Source organism: Arthrobacter sp. 9E16 (genome assembly GCF_002929435.1).
GTDB classification, from domain to species: domain Bacteria; phylum Actinomycetota; class Actinomycetes; order Actinomycetales; family Micrococcaceae; genus Arthrobacter_B; species Arthrobacter_B sunyaminii.
Window position 1 is genome coordinate 559474 of record NZ_PJIU01000002.1, and the last position, 19623, is coordinate 579096.

Here is a 19623-nt window from a genome sequence, read left to right on the forward strand (position 1 = left end):
TGAAATACACCCCCTAGTTTTAGAGGCAACACATGGCTGACCAGCAACAAACAGCAGAACACCCCTGGACGCGGACACCCGAACAGGCGGCAGCGGAGCTGGAGGTCTCGCCGGCCGAAGGTCTCACCGTCGAGGAGGTCCGGCAGCGTCGGCTCCGGTACGGGCCCAATGAGCTGGCGGCAGGCCGGAAAATTCCCGCCTGGCAGAAAATCCTTAGCCTGTTGGCGGACCGGCTGATTCTGGTCCTGATTGCCGCAGCGGTGATCAGCGCCGTCGTCTCCCGGGAATGGGAAACACCGGTGGTCATCCTGGTGGTCATTGCCCTGAACACCACCCTGAACTATGTCCAGGAGCAGCGCGCGGAGAACAGCTTGGAAGCGCTGCGCAGCACATCGGTCTCCATTGCCACCGTCCGCCGGGGCGGCGTTCCGGTGGATGTCCCGCGCACCGAACTGGTACCCGGCGACGTGGTGCTCCTGGAGGCGGGAGACACGGTTCCTGCCGACGGGCGGCTTCTGGAGGCAGTTCGCCTGCAGGTGGCGGAAGCAGCGCTGACCGGTGAATCCCAGCCGGTCAACAAGTCCGCCGCGGTCCTGTCCGATCCGGAGCTGCCGGTGGCCGACCGCACCAACATGCTGTACATGGACACCGACATCAGCCGGGGCCGGGCTGTGCTGCTCGTTACCGGGACGGGAATGAACACCCAAATCGGACGGATAGCGCATCTGCTCGGTTCCACGGCCGAAGAAAAGACCACCCTTCAGCGCAGCATTGACCAGCTGGCACGGCTGCTGACCTATGTGGCGCTGATTGTGGTGGCGGTGGTGTTCGTCCTGGGCCTGCTGCGAGGTGACAGCTGGCAAACCCTGTTCCTGACTGCGGTCTCGCTGGCGGTGGCGACCATCCCCGAGGGGCTGACCGCCGTCGTCGCCTTCACCCTGGCGATGGGCGCCTCCCGCCTTGCTGCGCGGGGAGCCATCATCAAGCAGCTGTCGGCTGTGGAGACCCTGGGCAGCACCTCCCAGATCTGCACTGACAAGACCGGAACCCTGACCCTGAACGAGATGACGGTGCGGTCCCTGTATACGGCCTCCGGCCGCACGTTCCGGGTCTCCGGCTCCGGGTATTCCACGGAAGGCGCGGTGCTTAGCGCCGACGGGCGTCCGGCGCCGGCATTGTCGGTGGCTTTCCTCGGCTTCGCGCTGTGCAATGACGCCTCAGTGCGCGACGGCGTACTCACCGGTGATCCCACTGAAGGGGCGCTGGTGGTCCTGGCAGAGAAGGGAGGCATCGACGCCGAAGGGGCGCGTGCATCGCATCCCCGCATCGCGGAGGTTCCCTTTGATTCGGACTATAAGTTCATGGCCACGTTCAACCGGCGGCCGGCGGATGAGGAAGCCGGGCATGGTCCGGGACCGGCCCACGACGTTTTCTGTTACGCCAAAGGGGCACCAGGGGTGCTCCTGGAACGATCACAGTTCGTGGCCACTGCCGACGGCAGGCGTCCGCTCCTGCCCGAGGACCGCCGGCGCATCAGCGACGAAGTCACAGCTTTCGCGGAACGGGGCCTGCGCACCATGGCTGTTGCCGGACGGCCGGTGGACGAGCCTCTGCCGGCGGACCCGGACGAGCTCCGGGACAGCGTGGCCGACCTGACCCTTTATGCAGTGGTGGGCATCATGGACCCGCCGCGCAGCGAGGCCGGCGAAGCCATTGCGCGTGCCCACGAGGCGGGAATCAGCGTGCACATGATCACGGGGGACCACCTGATCACCGCCTCGGCGATCGCGCGTGACCTGGGCATCGGTGGAGAAGCCGTGTCAGGTTCCGAACTGGACAAGCTCGACGACAAGCAGCTTCAACAGCGCGCTCCGGGATACGGGGTGCTGGCGCGTGTGTCTCCGGAGCATAAGATCCGGATGGTCCAGGCACTGCAAGCCGACGGTGCCGTGGTTGCCATGACCGGCGACGGCGTCAATGACGCACCTGCGCTCAAACGCGCGGACATTGGTATTGCCATGGGCATCACGGGGACCGACGTGTCCAAGGGCGCGGCGAAGATGATCCTGACGGATGACAACTTCGCCACCATTGTGGCCGCGGTGCAGGAGGGCCGGGGGATCTATGCCAACATCATCAAGTTCGTCCGGTTCCAGCTCACCACCGCCTGGGGGTTCGTGCTCATCTTCCTGGCGGCCGCAGCCTTTTCGCTGGCCGGCGGAGCGCCCTTCACTGCGCTGCAAATCCTTTGGGTCAACATCATCATGGACGGGCCGCCCGCCCTGGCCCTGGGCGTGGATCCGGCAGATCCGGATCTCATGAAGCAACGGCCCAGGCCTGCCCGGGAGCCGCTGCTGACCGGACGGCGGATCCTGCAGATCCTGACCATGGGTCTGGTCATGGCCGCGGGCACCTGCACCGTCCTGTACCTGGCCCCGCAGATGTACCCGGAGAGCGCGGAGGATCCGCTCTTCGCCACCACGCTGGCCTTCACCACCTTCGTGTTCTACCAGGCGTTCAACCTGCTCAACGTAAGGTCAGCGAACGGAAGCGTGTTCGCCTGGCAAACCTTCACCAACCGGGCCATCTGGGTGTCGCTGGCCGGCGTCGTCGTCCTGCAGGTCCTGGTGGTCCAGCTGGGGGTCTTGCAGGGGCTCTTCGACACCACGGGTCTCACCTCGGGGCAGTGGTTCCTGGCAGTTGGCGTGGGTTCCACCGTGCTGTGGATCTCGGAGATCCGGAAGGCGATCTCCCGCTTCCGGGAACGGGAGAGCCTTCCGGCGTAGTTCGGCCTACCAGGGCGAGGGCTTGTAGTCCTTCAGGAAAACACCGTACTGGTCCTCGCCTGCCTCACCCATGACAATCGGGTCATACACTCGGGCCGCACCGTCCACGAGGTCCAGGGGAGCGTGGAAGCCCTCCTCGGCCAGGCGCACCTTGGTGGGATGCGGACGCTCATCGGTAATCCAGCCGGTGTCCACGGCAGTCATCAGGATGCCGTCCGTTTCCAGCATTTCCCCGGCGCTGGTGCGCGTGAGCATGTTCAGCGAGGCCTTGGCCATGTTGGTGTGCGGATGGCCCGGACCCTTGTAGCGGCGGCTGAACTGGCCCTCCATGGCGGAGACGTTGACGATGTACTTGCGGCGTGCGGGGGAGGCTGCCATCGCCGGACGCAGCCGGTTGACCAGCAGGAACGGGGCAGTGACGTTGCAGAGCTGGACTTCCAGCATTTCCAGCGGCTCCACCTGGTCCACCACCTGGGTCCAGGAGTTGATCGGTGCGGTGTCCGGGACCAGGCCGCCGGCGTCAATTGCCGTTCCGGCGTTCAGTTTCTCCAGCGAGGAGGAGCCCGCGGTCAGCGCCAGTGACGTGACGGCGTCGCCGGCCAGCACCGGATGCTCGGCAATCGATCCGGCAAGGGCGGTGGGGTGCGCGTTGTAGGTGTTCCCGAAGGTGACCAGCTCCGGCATAACGGCGGATTCCGGCAGTGCCTCGAGCTCGGCGTCCATCAGCGGCTGGTAGGCGTTGGAGGACCGGCGCACCGTCTGGGCGGCGTTGTTAATCAGGATGTCCAGGGGGCCGGCGTCGGCCACGGATTCGGCCAGCGAGATGACCTGCGCCGGATCACGCAGGTCAATGCCCACGATCTTCAGCCGGTGCAGCCAGTCCGCCGAGTCTTCCATGGCAGCAAAGCGCCGTGCGGCGTCCTTCGGGAACCGGGTGGTAATGGTGGTGTGCGCACCGTCGCGCAGCAGCCGCAGGGCGATGTACATGCCGATCTTGGCACGGCCCCCGGTCAGGAGGGCGCGTTTGCCGGTCAGATCGGTGGTGGCATCGCGCTTGGCGTGGCTGAAGGCGGCGCACTCCGGGCAGAGCTGGTGGTAGAACGCGTCCACCACGGTGTAGGGCTGCTTGCAGATGTAGCAGTTGCGGGGCTTGAGCAGCGTGCCGGCAGAGGGGCCGTGGGCCGAGGTCTTCAGCTGGGCGCCGCGGGTCTCGTCGTCGATTCGGTCGGAGGCGCCGGTGGCCGTCAGGGCGACAACGGCGCGGTCCGCCTCTGCGACGGCGCTGCGCTTCTCAAGCTTCTTGTGCTTCTTGACGGACTTGAACATCTTGGCGGTGGCGCGTCGGACGGCAACGTAGTCCGGATCTTCCTCATCCAGGACATGGATGGAGGACAGGACCCGCAGGCAGGCGGCAAGGTCTTCGGGGCTCAGGTCGGGGGTGCTCATGAAAATCGTTTCTGCTGTGAATCGGCGCCGGCGGTCGACACGGCGAAGGCATACGTGATGCCATCCGACCTTACAACGAAACGCCGCGGCACCCCGTATCGGGGGTGCCGCGGCGGTCGAACATCACAACGGGCGAGCCCGTCTGCGTCCGGCTGTCCGGACGGACCTACGCCGGTGCTGCCTCGGGTTCAGGCTCGGGAAGGGTGACCTTTTGTCCCTTGCTAAGCACTGTCAGCCCGGACTCGGTGACGGTGAAGCCGCGCGCCAGGTCAAGATCGCGGTCGACGCCGATGGTGGCTCCCGGCGGAACCTGCACGTTCTTGTCGATGATGGCACGGCGGATCACGGCACCCTCACCCACCTGCACGTTGTCCATCAGCACCGAGTCGGCCACCACTGCGTTGGTGGACACATAAACGTCCTGCGCCAGCACGGATCCGGTGACGGTTCCGCCGGAAATGACGGTGCCGTCGGAAACGATCGAGTCAATGGCGGTGCCGGCCTGGTCGGAGGCACTGCGCACAAACTTGGCCGGCGGGGAGATGCTCTGGCGGGTGTAGATGGGCCACTGCAAGTTGTAGAGGTTGAACGCCGGCAGGGGAGAAATCAGGTCCATGTTGGCGTCGTAGTAGGAATCCAGCGTGCCGACGTCGCGCCAGTACTGGTGATCGCTGCCCGTGGACCCGGGGATGATGTTGTGCGAGAAATCGTAGACGGCGGCGTCGTTGCGTTCCACGAAGTAGGGAATGATGTCCCCGCCCATGTCGTGCTTGGTGATCAGGCGTTCGGCGTCAACCTTGAGGGCCTCCACCAGCGCATCGGTGTTGAAGACGTAGTTGCCCATCGAGGCCAGGAACATGTCCGGATCATCCGGAAGCCCGGGAGTGGTAGCCGGTTTCTCTACGAAGGCACCGATCATGCCGGGGCGTTCAGGGTCAGTCTCGATCACGCCGAACTGGTCCGCCAGGTGCAGCGGCTGCCGGACGGCGGCGACGCTGACCGAGGCGCCGGATTGAATGTGGGCCTCCACCATCTGCGAGAAGTCCATCCGGTACACGTGATCTGCGCCGATTACCACCACAATGTCCGGCTGTGCGTCGTCGATCAGGTTCATGGACTGATAGATCGCGTTGGCGCTTCCCAGGAACCAGCTCTTGCCCACGCGCTGCTGTGCAGGCACTGACGCCACATAGTTCCGCAGCTGGGTGGAGAGCCGCCAGGTCTCCGAAATGTGCCGGTCCAGACTGTGTGATTTGTACTGGGTCAGGACCACGATCTGCAGGTAGCCCGAGTTCACCAGGTTGGACAGTGCGAAGTCGATGAGCCGGTACCGCCCGGCAAACGGAACTGCGGGTTTTGCCCGGTCCGCGGTTAGGGGCATCAGGCGTTTGCCTTCCCCACCAGCAAGGACAACGGCCAGGACCTTCTTTGGCGCCATTTTGTTATTCCCCTGTTTCCGTTACTCGTATATCTGTTGCAGCATGTGACGAATTACTGCGGCGCTGCGCCCCGCGGTTGTAAGTCTGCTGTTCTTCAGACTAGATCACTGCCGCGCCGGTGCACTACGTTGGTTTAGTGCGAGTAGATATTGTGTCCAAGGAATTCCCGCCCGAAATCTATGGCGGAGCGGGTGTCCACGTTGCTGAGTTGAGCCGTGTGCTCGCTGAGTACGTTGATCTTCATGTGCATTGTTTCGGAGCCCCGAGGGCAGCTGATTACCACGGTGCATCCGTAACGGCCTACGGCGTTCCGGCCGGGCTGGACGCCTCTAACCCGGCCGTTCAGACACTGGGCACCGACCTGGAAATCCTCCAGGGACTTGAGGGTGCGGACCTGGTCCACTCCCATACCTGGTACGCCAATATGGCGGGGCATCTGGGTTCCCTCCTGTACGGCATTCCCCACGTACTCAGCGCCCACAGCCTGGAGCCGCTGCGTCCCTGGAAAGCCGAGCAGCTTGGCGGCGGCTATGCGCTGTCCTCCTGGGTCGAGAAGACCGCGTACGACGCCGCAGCCGCCATTATTGCCGTGTCTGAAGGCATGCGGCAGGACATCCTGCGCAGCTATCCCGAAGTGGATCCGGCCAAGGTGCGCGTGGTGCACAACGGGATCGACGTCGAACTCTGGCACCCTGACGCTGATCCCGTGGGGATTTCGGCCCTGGGTATTGATCCGGAGCGTCCGAGCGTCGTGTTCGTTGGCCGCAACACGCGCCAGAAGGGGCTGCCGTATCTCCTGCGGGCCGCCGCGCTGCTGCCCCCCGAGGTCCAGCTCGTGCTCTGCCTGGGCGCTGCCGACACCCCCGAACTTGCCGCAGAAACAGCCGCGCTGATCCAGGCACTGCGGGAAAAGCGGAGCGGCATTGTCGTCATCGAGCGGATGCTCCCGCGCGATGAACTGATCAAGGTCCTCAGTTCGGCCACGGTGTTTGCGTGCCCGTCCATTTATGAACCGCTGGGGATCGTCAACCTGGAGGCCATGGCTTGTGGAACCGCCGTCGTCGCCAGCGCCACGGGCGGAATCCCGGAAGTAGTCGATCATGGAGTCACCGGCCTGCTGGTACCCATTGACCAGGTCACTGACGGCACCGGAATTCCGCTGGATCCCGAAACTTTTGTCCGCGATTTTGCCGCCGCGCTTACCGAGGTGGTGACGGATCCGGACCGGGCCCGGGCAATGGGGGAGGCAGGACGGCGCCGCGCCACGGACCACTTCTCCTGGGAGTCCATCGCCAAGTCCACGCTTGACGTCTACCGTTCAGTACTCCCTGCAGCAACGGGGCAAGTGTAGGCAAAGCACTGGAGGCCCGAACCGCTGTGCGGTTCGGGCCTCCAGGATCCTACAGGTGGTCCGGCAACAATTGCCGGAGTGAAAGTTAGCGCTTGGCCTTGGCCGCCTGCTTCTTTCGCTGGATCAGGATCTTCTCATCCACCGGAGCGGCGCCGCTGGCGCGCAGCAGCCGCTGGTACTCCATGGCCTCGTCCTGGCGTGCCTTCTCTTCTCCGGATGCGATCTTGGACCGCAGGTGCTCCGGACCGTAGCCAAAGGAATCGACCAGATCCACGGCATGCGGGCGGATCTTGGCCAGGAGGCGGTTGATGTACGGGCCCAAGGTGCGGGCACGCTGGGCCGACAGGCGCCCGTTCATCAGGTACCAGCCGAGGTTCTTCTCGATCAGGGACAGGCCGAACAGGTCGCGGACCCAGGTCATGACCTGGCGGGTTCCGGCGTCTTCAATCCGCTCCAGGCCACGGGTGAATGCCTCCCACTGCAGCAGTTCCGCATGCGCATGGGCTGCTTCGATCAGCGCGTGCTGGTTGGCATTGAACACCTCGGCGCCCTTATCCTTCGGCAGTCCCCGGGCCGCCTTCAGTGCGCCGGCAACCTCTGCCACCATGGTGCCGACGCGGTCGGTCAGCAGGTCGCGCTGGGTCTTGGGGTCACGGAGGGCAACGGCGGACTTCTTCTCGGATCCGGTGTCAGCGAAGGCCTGCACAATCTGGCGCAGTCCGGTGCGGTGCATCGTGCGGTCTGTTGCCTGTCCGACGGCGTAGCGGGCCAGTACGCCGAAGTCAGCGCCGACAAACTCCTTGGCATAGTCGGCCAGGAGGCGCTTGGCGACAAGCTGGAGCAGGACGGTGTTGTCGCCTTCGAAGGTGGCGTAGATGTCCAGGTCCGCGCGCAGTGCGGTGAACCGGTTTTCGGACAGGAAGCCTGCGCCGCCGGTGGCCTCGCGGCACTCCTGCAGGGTGTCCAGGGCATGCCAAGTGGACAAGGACTTCAGGGCAGCCGCGAGGGTCTCCAGGTCCTGACGGTCTTCGTCGGTGTCGTGCGCACCGGAGAAGACGTCGTCGAACTTCTGCAGCAGTTCGTCATGGGCGAAGGAAGCGGCGAACGTGGTGGCCAGCCGGGGCAGCAGGCGGCGCTGGTGCTGCTGGTAGTCCATCAGCACCTCTTCCTTGATGTCCGAGGCACCGTTGAACTGGCGGCGCTCCGTTCCGTACTGGATGGCGGTTTTGAGTGCCATCTTGCTGGCGGCCACCGCGGCGCCGTCCAGGGACACCCGGCCCTGGACCAAGGTGCCGATCATGGTGAAGAACCGGCGGCCGGGGCTTTCGATGGAGGACGTGTAAGTGCCGTCCGCTGCGACGTCGCCGTACTTGTTGAGCAGGTTGGTGCGGGGGATGCGGACATTGGAGAAGTGCAGCCGGCCGTTGTCGATGCCGTTCAGGCCGCCCTTGACGCCGTCGTCCTCGCCGCCCACGCCGGGAAGGAAGCCGTTGTCGTCGCGCAGTTCGACGTAGAACGCGTGGACACCGTGGTCAACGCCCTTGGTGATCAGGTGGGCGAAGACCACGGCGGCCTTGCCGTAGACCGCACCGTTGCCGATGTAATCCTTCCACGCGGCACGGAAGGGGGTGTTGATGATGAATTCTTCTTTTTCAACGTCGTATTCCGCTGTGGTGGCGATGCTGGCAACGTCGGAACCGTGGCCGGTCTCCGTCATGGCGAAGCAGCCGGGGATCTCCAGGCTCATGATGCCCGGCAGCCACTTCTCATGGTGCTCCCGGTTGCCCAGGTGCAGGACGGCGGAGCCGAAGAGGCCCCACTGCACGCCCGCCTTGATCTGCAGGGACGGATCGGCCACCACGAGTTCTGCGAAACCGGCAACGTTGCCGCCGTGATTGTCCTCGCCGCCCACGTACTTCGGGAATGCACGGTGCACGGCCTTGGTGTCGACCAGCACCTTCAGCTGCGTCATGACCCGTTCACGGTGTTCCGTGTGGCTCAGGCCCGCAGGGGTGTGCAGTTCTTCGCGGCCTGCGAGCTCACGGGCCTGGAGCCGGATGTCGGCCCACTTGCCCAGCAGGGCGCGGCTCAGCGCGTCCACGTCGACGACGGCGCTGTCATCATCGCGTACGGAACTCGCGGGGATCGGGCGTGCGGACTTGGAGACTGTCTGCGTCATTGCGTGTCCTTCTGGTTGGTTGTCGTGCCGGGGGAGGTGGTGCTGGGGATGTTGGTGCGGGTCACGGCGGTCCCTGCTCGTAGCCGATGCCGTCAAAGAGCCAGGCCGTCAGCTGCTCGGTCATCTGGGCCTCGGTGGGCTTTCCCGGTCCGGGGGGAGTTGCCAGCCAGCGTTCTCCGGCGGCACGGACCATGCCCAGTGCCGCCGTCGGCCAGAATCCGGCAGCAATGCCGAGCTCGGGTGCGGACGATCTGCCGGGAGAGGAGCCGTTGGAGCGGCTGTCCAGATAGGCGCGCAAAGCACGTTCCATCATTTCCGTGATGGCTTCGAAGAAGGAGGTGAGGCTGTCGGAGAAGCGCGGCCCTGCGCTGCCCGAAGCCTCAGCGGTGCCGCCCGTGACAAACGCGTACACGTTGGGGGAGGTCTGGGCCATCTGGAGGTAGGCGGAAACCATGGCCTGCAGGCCGGCCCGGGGCGAATCCGCCGTACGGCCTGCGGCGAGGATCTTGTCCTGCATCTGGGAAAGGACAACCTCGCCCATTGCCTGCTGCAGGCCCGCCTTGTCGCCGAAGTAGCGGTAGTAGACGGACTTGGATGTTCCGGAGGCGGCCGCAATCTCCTCCATGGAGGCTCCGGAACCCAGGGCATGAACAGCACGCCTGGCTGCTTTGATCAGCTCACGGCGACGTTCGGCCCGGTGCGCCTCCCAGCGCAGCGACCGGCCATCCGACGGTGCGGGGGGAGGGGGATCTTGTAAAGCGGTGTTCACGATACTCAGCGTATCAGGTACGCTGGGTTGCAGTAACTCCCCTCACACTTAGCTGCATTTTCCAAGGAGACAACACCATGGCTGTCCAGCCCCAGGCCGAACCCGCCGCAACCGGCGGGAACACCCCTGCCCCCGCCGTGCGAAAAGCCGTCGTCATTGGCGGAAACCGCATCCCCTTTGCCCGCTCCGGCGGGAAGTACACCTACAGCTCGAACCAGGACATGCTCACGGCAGCCCTCGACGGATTGGTTGCGCGCTTTGGCCTGCAGGGTGAGCGGATCGGCGAAGTGGCCGCCGGTGCCGTCCTGAAGCATTCCCGGGACTTCAACCTCACCCGCGAAGCGGTTCTGGGCTCGGCACTGTCGCCGGAAACACCCGCGTATGACGTCCAGCAGGCCTGCGCCACCGGGCTTGAGACAGTGGTCAGCCTGGCCAACAAGATCAAGCTGGGACAGCTGAATTCCGCCATTGCCGGCGGCGTCGACTCCGCTTCGGACGCTCCCATTGCCGTCAGCGAAGGCCTGCGGCGGGCGCTGCTGGACCTGTCGCGTGCCCGCACCACCAAGCAGAAGCTGGCCGCCGTCGCGAAGATCCGCCCCAAGGACCTCTCCCCGAATGCACCCTCCACGGGCGAGCCGCGCACCGGACTGTCCATGGGCGAGCACCAGGCGCTGACCACCGCGCAGTGGAAGATCACCCGCGAAGCACAGGACGAGCTGGCGTACAACAGCCACCGCAACATGGCCGCAGCCTATGACCGCGGATTCTTCGATGACCTGGTGACTCCCTACCGCGGCCTGTCCCGGGATGCGAACCTGCGTCCGGACACCACCATGGAGAAACTGGCCAAGCTGAAGCCGGCCTTCGGCAAGTCCCTGGGCGATGAAGCCACCATGACCGCCGGCAACTCCACCCCGCTGACCGACGGCGCCTCCGTGGTGCTGCTGGGCTCCGAGGACTACGCCCGCGAACATGACCTGCCCATGCTGGCCAACATTGTTGACGCCGAAGCCGGCGCCGTGGACTTTGTGCACGGCAAGGACGGGCTGCTGATGGCTCCGGCCTTTGCCGTGCCGCGCCTGCTGGCCCGCCACAACCTGACCTTCGATGACTTCGATTTCTTCGAAATCCACGAAGCCTTCGCCGGCACCGTGCTCTCCACTCTTGCAGCATGGGAAGACGACGAGTTCTGCCGCACCCGCCTTGGCCTGGAAGGGCCGCTCGGCAGCATCGACCGCAGCAAGCTCAACGTCAACGGCTCATCCCTGGCCGCCGGCCACCCGTTCGCCGCCACCGGCGGCCGCATCGTCGCCTCCCTGGCGAAGATGCTGCACGAAAAGGGATCCGGCCGCGGCCTGATTTCCATTTGCGCTGCCGGCGGACAGGGCCTCGTCGCGATCCTGGAGGCGCGCTAACCATGACTGATACCTACCTCAAGCTGGTCAACACCGGTTTCACCCGGGACCTGTCCAAGAAGCTCGGCCTGCCCCGACCGGCCATCCTGCGCCGCTTCGACCCGTCCAAGCCGCTGGTGCCGGGACCTGTTCTGGTGCTGGGCAAGGGTGAAACCGCCGACGACCTGTCCCAGCTGCTGCTCTCCTGGGACCAGGATGTCCGCCGCCATGCCACGCCGAAGGAAAAGCTCGGCGCCATCCTGATCGTGCTGGACGACGCCGCCTCACCCACCGATCTTGGCGAGCCGGTGCTGGCTGCCGGCGCGGCCCTGCGTGACCTCGCACCGGGCGGACGTGTGGTCACCGTTTCCCGTCCGGCAGCCGAGGCGCAGGATCCCGCCGCGGCGGCTGCCCGCCAGGGCGTCGACGGCACGCTGCGCTCCATCGCCCACGAACTGCGCGGCGGTGCCACCGCCAACGGCATTGTGCTGGCCAACGGAGTTCAGGCAACGGCGCCGTCCGTGGCAGCCGCACTGCGTTTCCTCCTCTCCGGCAAGAGCGCCTACGTCAGCGGTCAGTTCATCACCGTGGGGTCCGACGCCGGTAAGGTGCCCTCCGACTGGAACGCACCGCTGGCCGGCAAGGTCGCCGTCGTGACCGGAGCGGCCCGCGGCATCGGCGCGGCAATCGCCAGGGTCCTGCACCGGGACGGCGCAAAGGTCATCGTGGTGGACGTACCGGCCGCCGGTGAGCAGCTGGCGAAGGTCGCCAACGAGATTGGCGGCACCGCCCTGCAGGTGGACATCACCCGCGAGGACGCCGCGGACCGCATCCTCGCCCATGCCGCAGAGCGCTACGGCCACCTGGACATCGTGATCCACAACGCCGGGATCACCCGGGACAAGCTGCTGGCCAACATGGATGAGGCCCGCTGGGGCTCCGTCATAGCCGTGAACATTGCCTCGCAGCTGCGCATGAACGAGACCCTGCTGGCCTCGGACCGCTTCAGCCCGGAGGGGCGGATCGTTTCGCTGGCCTCCACCAGCGGCATCGCCGGTAACCGCGGCCAGACCAACTACGCCGCTTCCAAGGGCGGCGTCATCGGCATGGTCCGGGCTACGGCACCGCTGCTGGCACCGCGGGGCGGATCCATCAACGCCGTCGCGCCGGGCTTCATCGAGACCGACATGACTGCAGCCATCCCGGCCCTCACCCGGCAGGTTGCCCGCCGGCTGAGCAGCCTGCAGCAGGGCGGGCTGCCCGTGGACGTGGCGGAAACCATCGCGTTCCTCGCCTCGGATTCGGCGGCGGGAGTCAACGGCCAGGTGGTCCGGGTGTGCGGACAGAATATGGTGGGCGCATGAGCACGACGACGCTGAATGAGATTCCCGCCCTCGGGAAGCTGTATGCGGGCGCCGTGGGCAGTGCAGCGAAGTCACGCCTGTCGTCGGCCAAGGGGTCCAGCGTCCTGCCGTCCGACCGGCATGAGGTGCGCGGCGCCGTCGTCGATCTGGCCAAGCTGACCGATTTCCAGCGGCTGGTCCTGCACAGTGCCACTGACTACCTGCCCACCGGCTACGTGCACACGTTCGCGTTCCCTGTGGCCATGTCCCTGATGGCACGGGAGGATTTCCCGCTGCCGCTGCTGGGGATGGTGCACCTGCGGAACCAGGTACAGCATTTCCGCCCCATTCACTACACCGAGCCCCTGACGGTAACGGCCTGGGCTGAAAATCTGGCCGGGCACCGGGCAGGCACCCAGGTGGAGCTGATCGCTGAGGTCAGCGCCACCGAATCCGGTGACGTGGTGTGGCACGGTCGGTCCACCTACCTGGCCAAGGGTGTTTTCCTGCCCCGGTTTGACCGGCAGGAAGCTCGGGCCGACCGCCCGGACTTCGTGCCGCCGCAGCCCACTGCCATGTGGCGGCTCGGCGCGGACGCAGGGCGTAATTATGCCGGGGTGTCGGGAGATTTCAACCCCATCCATCTGAGCCGCCTGTCGGCGAAGGCGCTGGGTATGAAGCGGTCCCTGGCCCACGGGATGTATCTTGCCTCCCGGGTGGTTGCTGACACCGTGCAGAACCGGGAGGAGCCGTACGAGTGGAGCATCGACTTCGAATCGCCGGTGTTCCTGCCGGCCACTGTCTCGCTCTCCATCCAGGACGCGGAGACGGACGGCCGGTACGCGGGTTCCACCTTCGTGGGCTGGAACAACCGCTCCCGCCGCCGTCACTTCGCCGGATCCGTCCAGCCGCTGGCGGCTTCCGGCGCGGTCCAGAACCCGTAGTTTTGCTAAGGTGCGCTCATGACTGAACCGGATCTGCTGCTCATTGCTGCGAAGGAACTCGATGCTGCTGACCCGCTGGCCGGCTTCCGGGACCGCTTCCTGGAAGCCGACGGGGTGAGTTCCTACTTGGACGGCAACTCCCTGGGCCGGCCGCTTCGTGCCACTGCGGAACACCTCCAGGACTTTGTCCGGGAGCAGTGGGGCGGGCGGCTGATCCGCGGCTGGGATGAGCAGTGGCTGGACCTGCCTGCCCGGATAGGCGACGAACTGGGAGCCACAGCACTCGGGGCCGCTGCCGGGCAGTGCATCGTGGCTGATTCGACCACCGTTCTGCTCTACAAACTGGGCCGGGCCGCGGTGGCCGCCCGGCCCGGGCGCACTGAAATTGTCCTGGACGCCGACAACTTTCCCACCGACCGATATGTCATGGAGGGCATTGCGCGCGAGTGCGGGCTGACCCTTCGCTGGGTTGCCACGGATTACGACGGCGGTGTCACGGCGGAGGCGGTGGCGGCGGCTGTGGGGCCAAAAACCGCACTGGCCGTCTTCAGCCACGTGGCCTACCGCTCCGGGTACCTGGCCGACGCCGGTGCCATCACGGCGGTGGTTCATGCGGCCGGGGGACTGGTGCTCTGGGACCTGTGCCATTCAGCAGGTGCCGTGCCCGCACAGCTGGACGCCTGGAATGTGGACTACGCTGTGGGCTGCAGCTACAAGTACCTCAACGGGGGACCCGGTGCTCCCGCGTGGGCCTACGTGGCGTCGCGGCACCAGGCGGACTTCCAGCAACCCATCCAGGGCTGGCTCGGCAGCGCCGATCCGTTCGGCATGGCGCAGGGATATCAACCCGCCGCCGGTATCCGCAGGCTTGTCTCCGGCACTCCGCCCGTGCTGGGCATGCTGCCGATGCGGGACATGATTGCGCTCATTGCCGAAGCAGGCATCGGAGCAGTGCGCGCAAAATCGGTGGCCCTGACGGAGTACGCGCTGACGGCCGTAGACGCTCTGCTCGCCCCGCACGGCGTCGTCGTTGCCTCTCCCCGGGACGCGGCGCAGCGCGGGAGTCATATCACCATTGACCATCCGGCGTTCAAAGCTGTTACTGCAGCTCTTTGGGAGCAGGGCATCATCCCGGATTACCGTAATCCGTCGGGCATCAGGCTGGGACTGTCTCCGCTGTCCACCTCGTTCGAGGAGACCTTCACCGGCATTTCCGCGGTGCTGGCTGAACTGCGCCGCTAGGCCCGAACAGAATCGAATTGACAACCGGGTCCTTTCGGGCGCCATAATGTTAGCGCTCACAAATGTGATCCACTTCTCATTCTCTTCCGGGAGGCGGAAAGCGAAACCGCTTCGACCATCCGGCAGATTCCCCCGTTAGACAGAGACGTCCATCGAAAGGGCTCCTTCGTGAAAATCCGTAAACTACTTCTTAGCGTGACGGCCGGAATCCTTGCCGTTTCCGTAGCCGGCTGCGGCTCCGGATCGGGCCGCGGCGGCGCTGACTCCGGCGCCGAATCAGGTGACAATGCCGGTGCGCTGGTGGGCATCGCGATGCCCACCAAGACCTCCGAGCGCTGGATCAAGGACGGCGACTCCATTCAGGCCTCCCTTGAGGACCTGGGCTATGAAACCACCCTGGAATATGCCGACGACGACATTCCCACCCAGGTCCAGCAGGTCTCCAACATGATCACCAAGGGAGCCAAGGTCCTGGTGATCGCCGCTATCGACGGCACCGCCCTCAGCGACCAGCTGGACAATGCTGCAGCCGCCGGCATCAAGGTCATCGCCTATGACCGCCTGATCACCGGCAACGCGAACGTGGACTACTACACCACCTTCGACAACTACACCGTGGGCGTGCAGCAGGCCACGTCGCTGCTGACCGGCTTGGGGATCCTCGACGCCGAAGGCAAGGACACCGGCGCCACCGAGCCCAAGAACATTGAGCTCTTCGCCGGCAGCCCCGATGACAACAATGCCAACTTCTTCTATGACGGTGCCATGGACACCCTGCAGCCCTACATCGACAAGGGCACGCTGGTGGTCAAGAGCGGCCAGACCGGCTTCACCCAGATCGCCACACTGCGCTGGGATCCCGCCACGGCACAGAAGCGCATGCAGAACCTGATTGCCAGCACCTACTCCGGCGGCGAAAAAGTGGACGGCGTCCTTTCCCCGTACGACGGCATTTCCCTGGGCATCATTTCCGCCCTGACCGGATCCGGCTACGCGCCGGATGCCCTGCCCGTCATTACCGGCCAGGACGCCGAAGCAGCCTCGGTGAAGTCGATCATGGACAACCAGCAGTACTCCACGATCTTCAAGGACACCCGCACCCTCGGCGAGCAGGCCGTGGCCATGGTCGACGACGTGCTCAAGGGCGAAGACCCCGAGGTCAATGACACCGAGACGTACGACAACAAGGTCAAGATTGTTCCGACCTTCCTGCTGGACCCGGTGGTGGTCACCAAAGACAACTACCAGGAAGTCCTCGTGGACAGCGGCTACTACGAAGCCTCAGACCTGCAGTAATCCCGACCACCGCGGTGCCGGGGGCGGCAGCAAATGCTTCCGCCCCCGGCATCCGCCGGCAAGGACACGAACGTGAACGAAAACATTCTTTCCATGCGGGGAATTACCAAGACCTTCCCCGGGGTCAAGGCACTGCAGGAGGTCTCCCTGGATGTGCGTCAAGGGCAGGTGCATGCCATCTGCGGTGAAAACGGTGCCGGCAAGTCCACCCTGATGAAGGTGCTCTCCGGGGTCTATCCCGCAGGAAGCTATGAGGGAGAAATCCTTCTGGAAGGCAACCTGCAGGAATACCGGGACATCAAGGATTCCGAAGCGGCCGGCGTGGTCATCATCCACCAGGAGCTGGCGCTCAGCCCCTTCCTGTCCATTGCGGAGAACATCTACCTGGGCAACGAACAGTCCAAGGGCGGCTTCATCGACTGGCACCGCACCAATCTGGAGGCAGCCAAACTCCTGGAGCGGGTGGGGCTCTCCGAGAACCCTGCCACCCGGATCCAGGACATCGGCGTGGGCAAGCAGCAGCTGGTGGAAATCGCCAAAGCCCTGTCCAAGCGGGTGAAGCTGCTGATCCTGGATGAGCCAACCGCTGCGCTGAATGACGAAGACTCCGAACATCTGCTGGGCCTGATCAAGGGCCTGCGCGAAGACGGAATCACCTGCATCATCATCAGCCACAAGCTCAACGAGATTAAGGCCATCGCCGACGCCGTGACCATCATCCGCGACGGCCGCACCATCGAAACCCTGGACATGCACGAGGACGACGTGTCCGAGGAACGCATCATCCGCGGCATGGTGGGCCGGGACCTGGACAGCAGATATCCGGAACATGTTTCAGTCATCGGCGAAGAAGTGCTCCGCGTCGAGGACTGGACGGTGCACCATCCGCTGGACCGCACCCGCCGGGTGGTTTCCGAGGCAAACATCTACGTTCGGGCCGGCGAAATTGTCGGCATTGCCGGTCTGATGGGCGCAGGGCGCACGGAACTTGCCATGAGTGTTTTCGGGCACAGCTACGGACACAACATCAGCGGCCGCGTATATAAGAACGGCCGCGAAATCACGATGAAGAACGTTGGCCAGGCCATCCGGCACGGACTTGCCTACGCCACCGAAGACCGCAAACGGTACGGCTTGAACCTCATCGAGGACATCAAGCGCAACATCTCCATGTCCGGACTGGACAAACTGGCGAGCCGCGGCTGGGTGGATCCGTACCGGGAACATCTGACGGCGGACAAATACCGCACCAGCATGAACATCAAGGCACCCTCGGTGACCGCACTGACGGGCAAGCTCTCGGGCGGGAACCAGCAGAAGGTGGTCCTGTCCAAGTGGATCCACACCGATCCGGACGTCCTGATCCTCGATGAGCCCACCCGCGGCATCGATGTGGGGGCAAAGTACGAGATTTACACCATCATCAATGAGCTGGCAGACCAGGGAAAAGCCGTCATCGTCATTTCCTCGGAGCTGCCGGAGCTGCTGGGTATCTGCGACCGCATCTATACCCTGGCCGAAGGCCGGATCACTGCTGACGTCCCGCGCGAAAAGGCCAGTGCCGAATACCTCATGCAGTACATGACCCGCGACGCCAGGATTCCTGCCGCCGCGACAGACAAGGAAAGCGAATGAGCACTCTTACCGACCAGGGATCGTCCACCGGTGTTCCGGCCCCGAAGGGGAAACCGCAGGGAATCGTCGGTTCAGCCCTGAACTACCTGACCGGGCAGCTTCGCCAGGTCGGTCTGTTCATCGCGCTGATCGCCATCATCATCTTTTTCCAGATCGCCACCAACGGGATCACGCTGGCACCGATCAACGTTTCCAACCTCATCATCCAGAACAGCTACATCCTGATTCTGGCCGTGGGCATGGTGCTGGTCATCATCGCCGGGCACATTGACCTGTCCGTTGGATCGGTGGTCGCCTTCACCGGTGCCGCCGCCGGCGTCATGATCACGCAGTGGGGACTTCCCTGGTGGCTGGCCGCCATCCTGTGCCTGGTCCTTGGCGCCGCCGTCGGAGCATGGCAGGGCTTTTGGATTGCGTACTTCGGCATTCCGGCCTTCATTGTGACCCTGGCCGGCATGCTCACGTTTCGGGGGCTGACGCAGATCGTCCTGCAGAACAAGCAGATCTCGCCGTTCCCGGACCAGTTCCGGGATCTGGGCAGCGGATTCCTCCCCGACCTCGGGGGCGGAACGAGCTTCCTGGAGCCGCTGACCGTCATCATCGGCGTGCTCTCCGCCGCGGCCCTGGTTGGCTCAGGTATCCGCCAGCGGATGATCCGCCGCCGCCACCAGCTGGTGGACGAGCCGATGCTCTGGTTCGCCGCAAAGTTGACGCTGACCGCGGCCATGGTCCTCTTCATCACCTACCTGCTGGCCAGCTACCGCGGGACGCCCATCGTGCTGGTGATTCTGGGCCTGCTGACGGTTGGCTACTCGGCCGTCATGAACCGCAGCGTCTGGGGCCGCCACATCTACGCCATGGGCGGGAACCTGCACGCTGCTGAACTTTCCGGCATCAACACCAAGCGGACCACCTTCACCGTGTTCATCAACATGGGCGTGCTGGCTGCGCTGGCCGGCCTGGTCTTCACCGCCCAGCTGAACCTCGCCAGCCCGAAGGCCGGAGAGGGATTCGAACTGGATGCCATTGCGGCAGTGTTCATCGGCGGCGCCGCAGTCACCGGCGGCATCGGCCGGGTCACCGGTGCGATCATCGGTGGCCTGATCATCGGAATCCTGAACAACGGCATGTCCATCATGGGCGTTGGAACCGAATATCAGCAGCTCATCAAGGGCCTGGTGCTCCTGGCTGCTGTTGCCTTTGATGTGTTCAACAAGCGCCGCGGATCGGCCTCCATCACGTAGGAGCGCAGCGACCCCGGAGCATGTCTCCAGATACGGCTGTGGCCGGCACCCGAAACCTTGGGTGCCGGCCACAGCCGTATCCCGCCGGGGAACCGGCGGGCACGCAAAAGGATCCTAGTGGTGAGCCTTGACCGCCAGGACCGGGCAGTCGGACTGCAGCAGCACCCGCTGGGCGGTGCTTCCGAGCAGCATCTTACCCACCGGTGTGCGGCGGCGCAGGCCCAGGACGATCAGCTCCACCTGCGGATCTTCAGCCGCTTTGAGGATTTCCTCGGCCGGGTCGTAGTCGCCCACGGGGTGAACCAGCCGGAAATCCGCCCCGGCGGCGCGCAGCTCTTTTTCAAGCTGTTCGACGGCGGCCTGATTGGCTTCCTCCTGCTCCTGGTGGTGCAGACCGTGCCGGGGGGAACCCACGTTCACGATCACCAGGGTGGTGGACTGCGCCGCGGCTTCGCGGCGTGCAGCCTCAAGGGCAGCGGCACCCTCCGGGGTGGGAAGAAAACCGACAACAATACTCATGATGCTCCTGACGTAGGGACGTAAACGGGCGGAAGT

The 19623-nt window shown here is 64.9% G+C and carries 13 protein-coding genes and 1 pseudogene; 9 read left to right on the forward strand and 5 right to left on the reverse strand.

Features of this window, described 5'->3' with window-relative positions:
* The first annotated feature begins 32 nt into the window (after positions 1-32).
* Complete coding sequence (locus CXR00_RS09290) at positions 33-2786, forward strand: cation-translocating P-type ATPase (protein ID WP_104054227.1); 2754 nt, start codon at positions 33-35, stop codon at positions 2784-2786.
* Between the two features lie 6 nt (positions 2787-2792).
* Here the strand turns inward: CXR00_RS09290 and CXR00_RS09295 are convergent, their stop codons facing one another.
* Both CXR00_RS09295 and glgC read right to left on the reverse strand, forming a co-directional pair.
* Positions 2793-4232 carry an SDR family oxidoreductase gene (locus CXR00_RS09295; RefSeq protein WP_104054228.1) on the reverse strand — a complete coding sequence of 480 codons (1440 nt, stop codon included), beginning with the start codon at positions 4230-4232 and terminating at the stop codon, positions 2793-2795.
* 190 nt (positions 4233-4422) lie between these two features.
* Positions 4423-5670: pseudogene (gene glgC, locus CXR00_RS09300) on the reverse strand (glucose-1-phosphate adenylyltransferase); the annotation flags it as partial.
* Between the two features lie 137 nt (positions 5671-5807).
* Here glgC and glgA point away from each other — a divergent pair.
* Positions 5808-7022 (forward strand): glycogen synthase, encoded by a 1215-nt coding sequence (gene glgA, locus CXR00_RS09305; RefSeq protein ID WP_104054230.1) that lies wholly within the window; start codon positions 5808-5810, stop codon positions 7020-7022.
* A gap of 85 nt (positions 7023-7107) precedes the next feature.
* Here glgA and CXR00_RS09310 read toward each other — a convergent pair whose 3' ends face one another.
* Both CXR00_RS09310 and CXR00_RS09315 read right to left on the reverse strand, forming a co-directional pair.
* Complete coding sequence (locus CXR00_RS09310; RefSeq protein ID WP_104054231.1) at positions 7108-9201, reverse strand: acyl-CoA dehydrogenase; 2094 nt, start codon at positions 9199-9201, stop codon at positions 7108-7110.
* 61 nt (positions 9202-9262) lie between these two features.
* On the reverse strand, positions 9263-9970 hold the full coding sequence (locus CXR00_RS09315; protein WP_258060350.1) for a TetR/AcrR family transcriptional regulator: 708 nt from the start codon (positions 9968-9970) through the stop codon (positions 9263-9265).
* Positions 9971-10047: 77 nt separating this feature from the next.
* On the opposite strand from CXR00_RS09315, the gene CXR00_RS09320 reads away from it, so the two are divergent.
* The 7 genes from CXR00_RS09320 to mmsB all read left to right on the forward strand — a co-directional run bounded on the left by CXR00_RS09320 (position 10048) and on the right by mmsB (position 19068).
* Complete coding sequence (locus CXR00_RS09320) at positions 10048-11385, forward strand: acetyl-CoA C-acetyltransferase (RefSeq protein WP_104054233.1); 1338 nt, start codon at positions 10048-10050, stop codon at positions 11383-11385.
* 2 nt (positions 11386-11387) lie between these two features.
* Positions 11388-12728: a 3-oxoacyl-ACP reductase gene (locus tag CXR00_RS09325; protein ID WP_104054234.1), complete on the forward strand. Its 1341-nt coding sequence runs from the start codon at positions 11388-11390 to the stop codon at positions 12726-12728.
* Positions 12725-13651 (forward strand): MaoC/PaaZ C-terminal domain-containing protein, encoded by a 927-nt coding sequence (locus CXR00_RS09330; protein ID WP_104054235.1) that lies wholly within the window; start codon positions 12725-12727, stop codon positions 13649-13651. The genes CXR00_RS09325 and CXR00_RS09330 overlap by 4 nt, the downstream gene beginning before the upstream one ends.
* Positions 13652-13669: 18 nt before the next feature.
* Entirely contained in the window at positions 13670-14893 is a 1224-nt protein-coding gene (locus CXR00_RS09335) for a kynureninase (RefSeq protein ID WP_104054236.1), read from the forward strand.
* 195 nt (positions 14894-15088) lie between these two features.
* Entirely contained in the window at positions 15089-16189 is a 1101-nt protein-coding gene (gene chvE, locus CXR00_RS09340; RefSeq protein ID WP_258060351.1) for a multiple monosaccharide ABC transporter substrate-binding protein, read from the forward strand.
* A gap of 72 nt (positions 16190-16261) precedes the next feature.
* Positions 16262-17824: a multiple monosaccharide ABC transporter ATP-binding protein gene (gene mmsA / locus CXR00_RS09345; protein ID WP_104054825.1), complete on the forward strand. Its 1563-nt coding sequence runs from the start codon at positions 16262-16264 to the stop codon at positions 17822-17824.
* Positions 17821-19068, forward strand: a complete 1248-nt coding sequence (gene mmsB, locus CXR00_RS09350) for a multiple monosaccharide ABC transporter permease (RefSeq protein ID WP_104054238.1) — start codon at positions 17821-17823, stop codon at positions 19066-19068. Before mmsA ends, mmsB begins: the two co-directional genes overlap by 4 nt.
* 114 nt (positions 19069-19182) lie before the next feature.
* On the opposite strand, the gene CXR00_RS09355 is transcribed toward mmsB, so the two are convergent.
* A complete protein-coding gene (locus CXR00_RS09355; RefSeq protein ID WP_104054239.1) occupies positions 19183-19587 on the reverse strand; it encodes a universal stress protein in 405 nt (134 codons plus the stop codon).
* Positions 19588-19623: the final 36 nt, after the last annotated feature.

Bases quoted from the DNA above. Each gene is read 5' to 3' on its own strand.
- CXR00_RS09290 (WP_104054227.1), top strand. From the start codon at position 33: ATGGCTGACCAGCAACAAACAGCAGAACACCCCTGGACGCGGACACCC.
- CXR00_RS09295 (WP_104054228.1), bottom strand. From the start codon at position 4,232: ATGAGCACCCCCGACCTGAGCCCCGAAGACCTTGCCGCCTGCCTGCGG.
- CXR00_RS09310 (WP_104054231.1), bottom strand. From the start codon at position 9,201: ATGACGCAGACAGTCTCCAAGTCCGCACGCCCGATCCCCGCGAGTTCC.
- CXR00_RS09320 (WP_104054233.1), top strand. From the start codon at position 10,048: ATGGCTGTCCAGCCCCAGGCCGAACCCGCCGCAACCGGCGGGAACACC.
- CXR00_RS09325 (WP_104054234.1), top strand. From the start codon at position 11,388: ATGACTGATACCTACCTCAAGCTGGTCAACACCGGTTTCACCCGGGAC.
- CXR00_RS09330 (WP_104054235.1), top strand. From the start codon at position 12,725: ATGAGCACGACGACGCTGAATGAGATTCCCGCCCTCGGGAAGCTGTAT.
- CXR00_RS09335 (WP_104054236.1), top strand. From the start codon at position 13,670: ATGACTGAACCGGATCTGCTGCTCATTGCTGCGAAGGAACTCGATGCT.
- mmsB (WP_104054238.1), top strand. From the start codon at position 17,821: ATGAGCACTCTTACCGACCAGGGATCGTCCACCGGTGTTCCGGCCCCG.
- CXR00_RS09355 (WP_104054239.1), bottom strand. From the start codon at position 19,587: ATGAGTATTGTTGTCGGTTTTCTTCCCACCCCGGAGGGTGCCGCTGCC.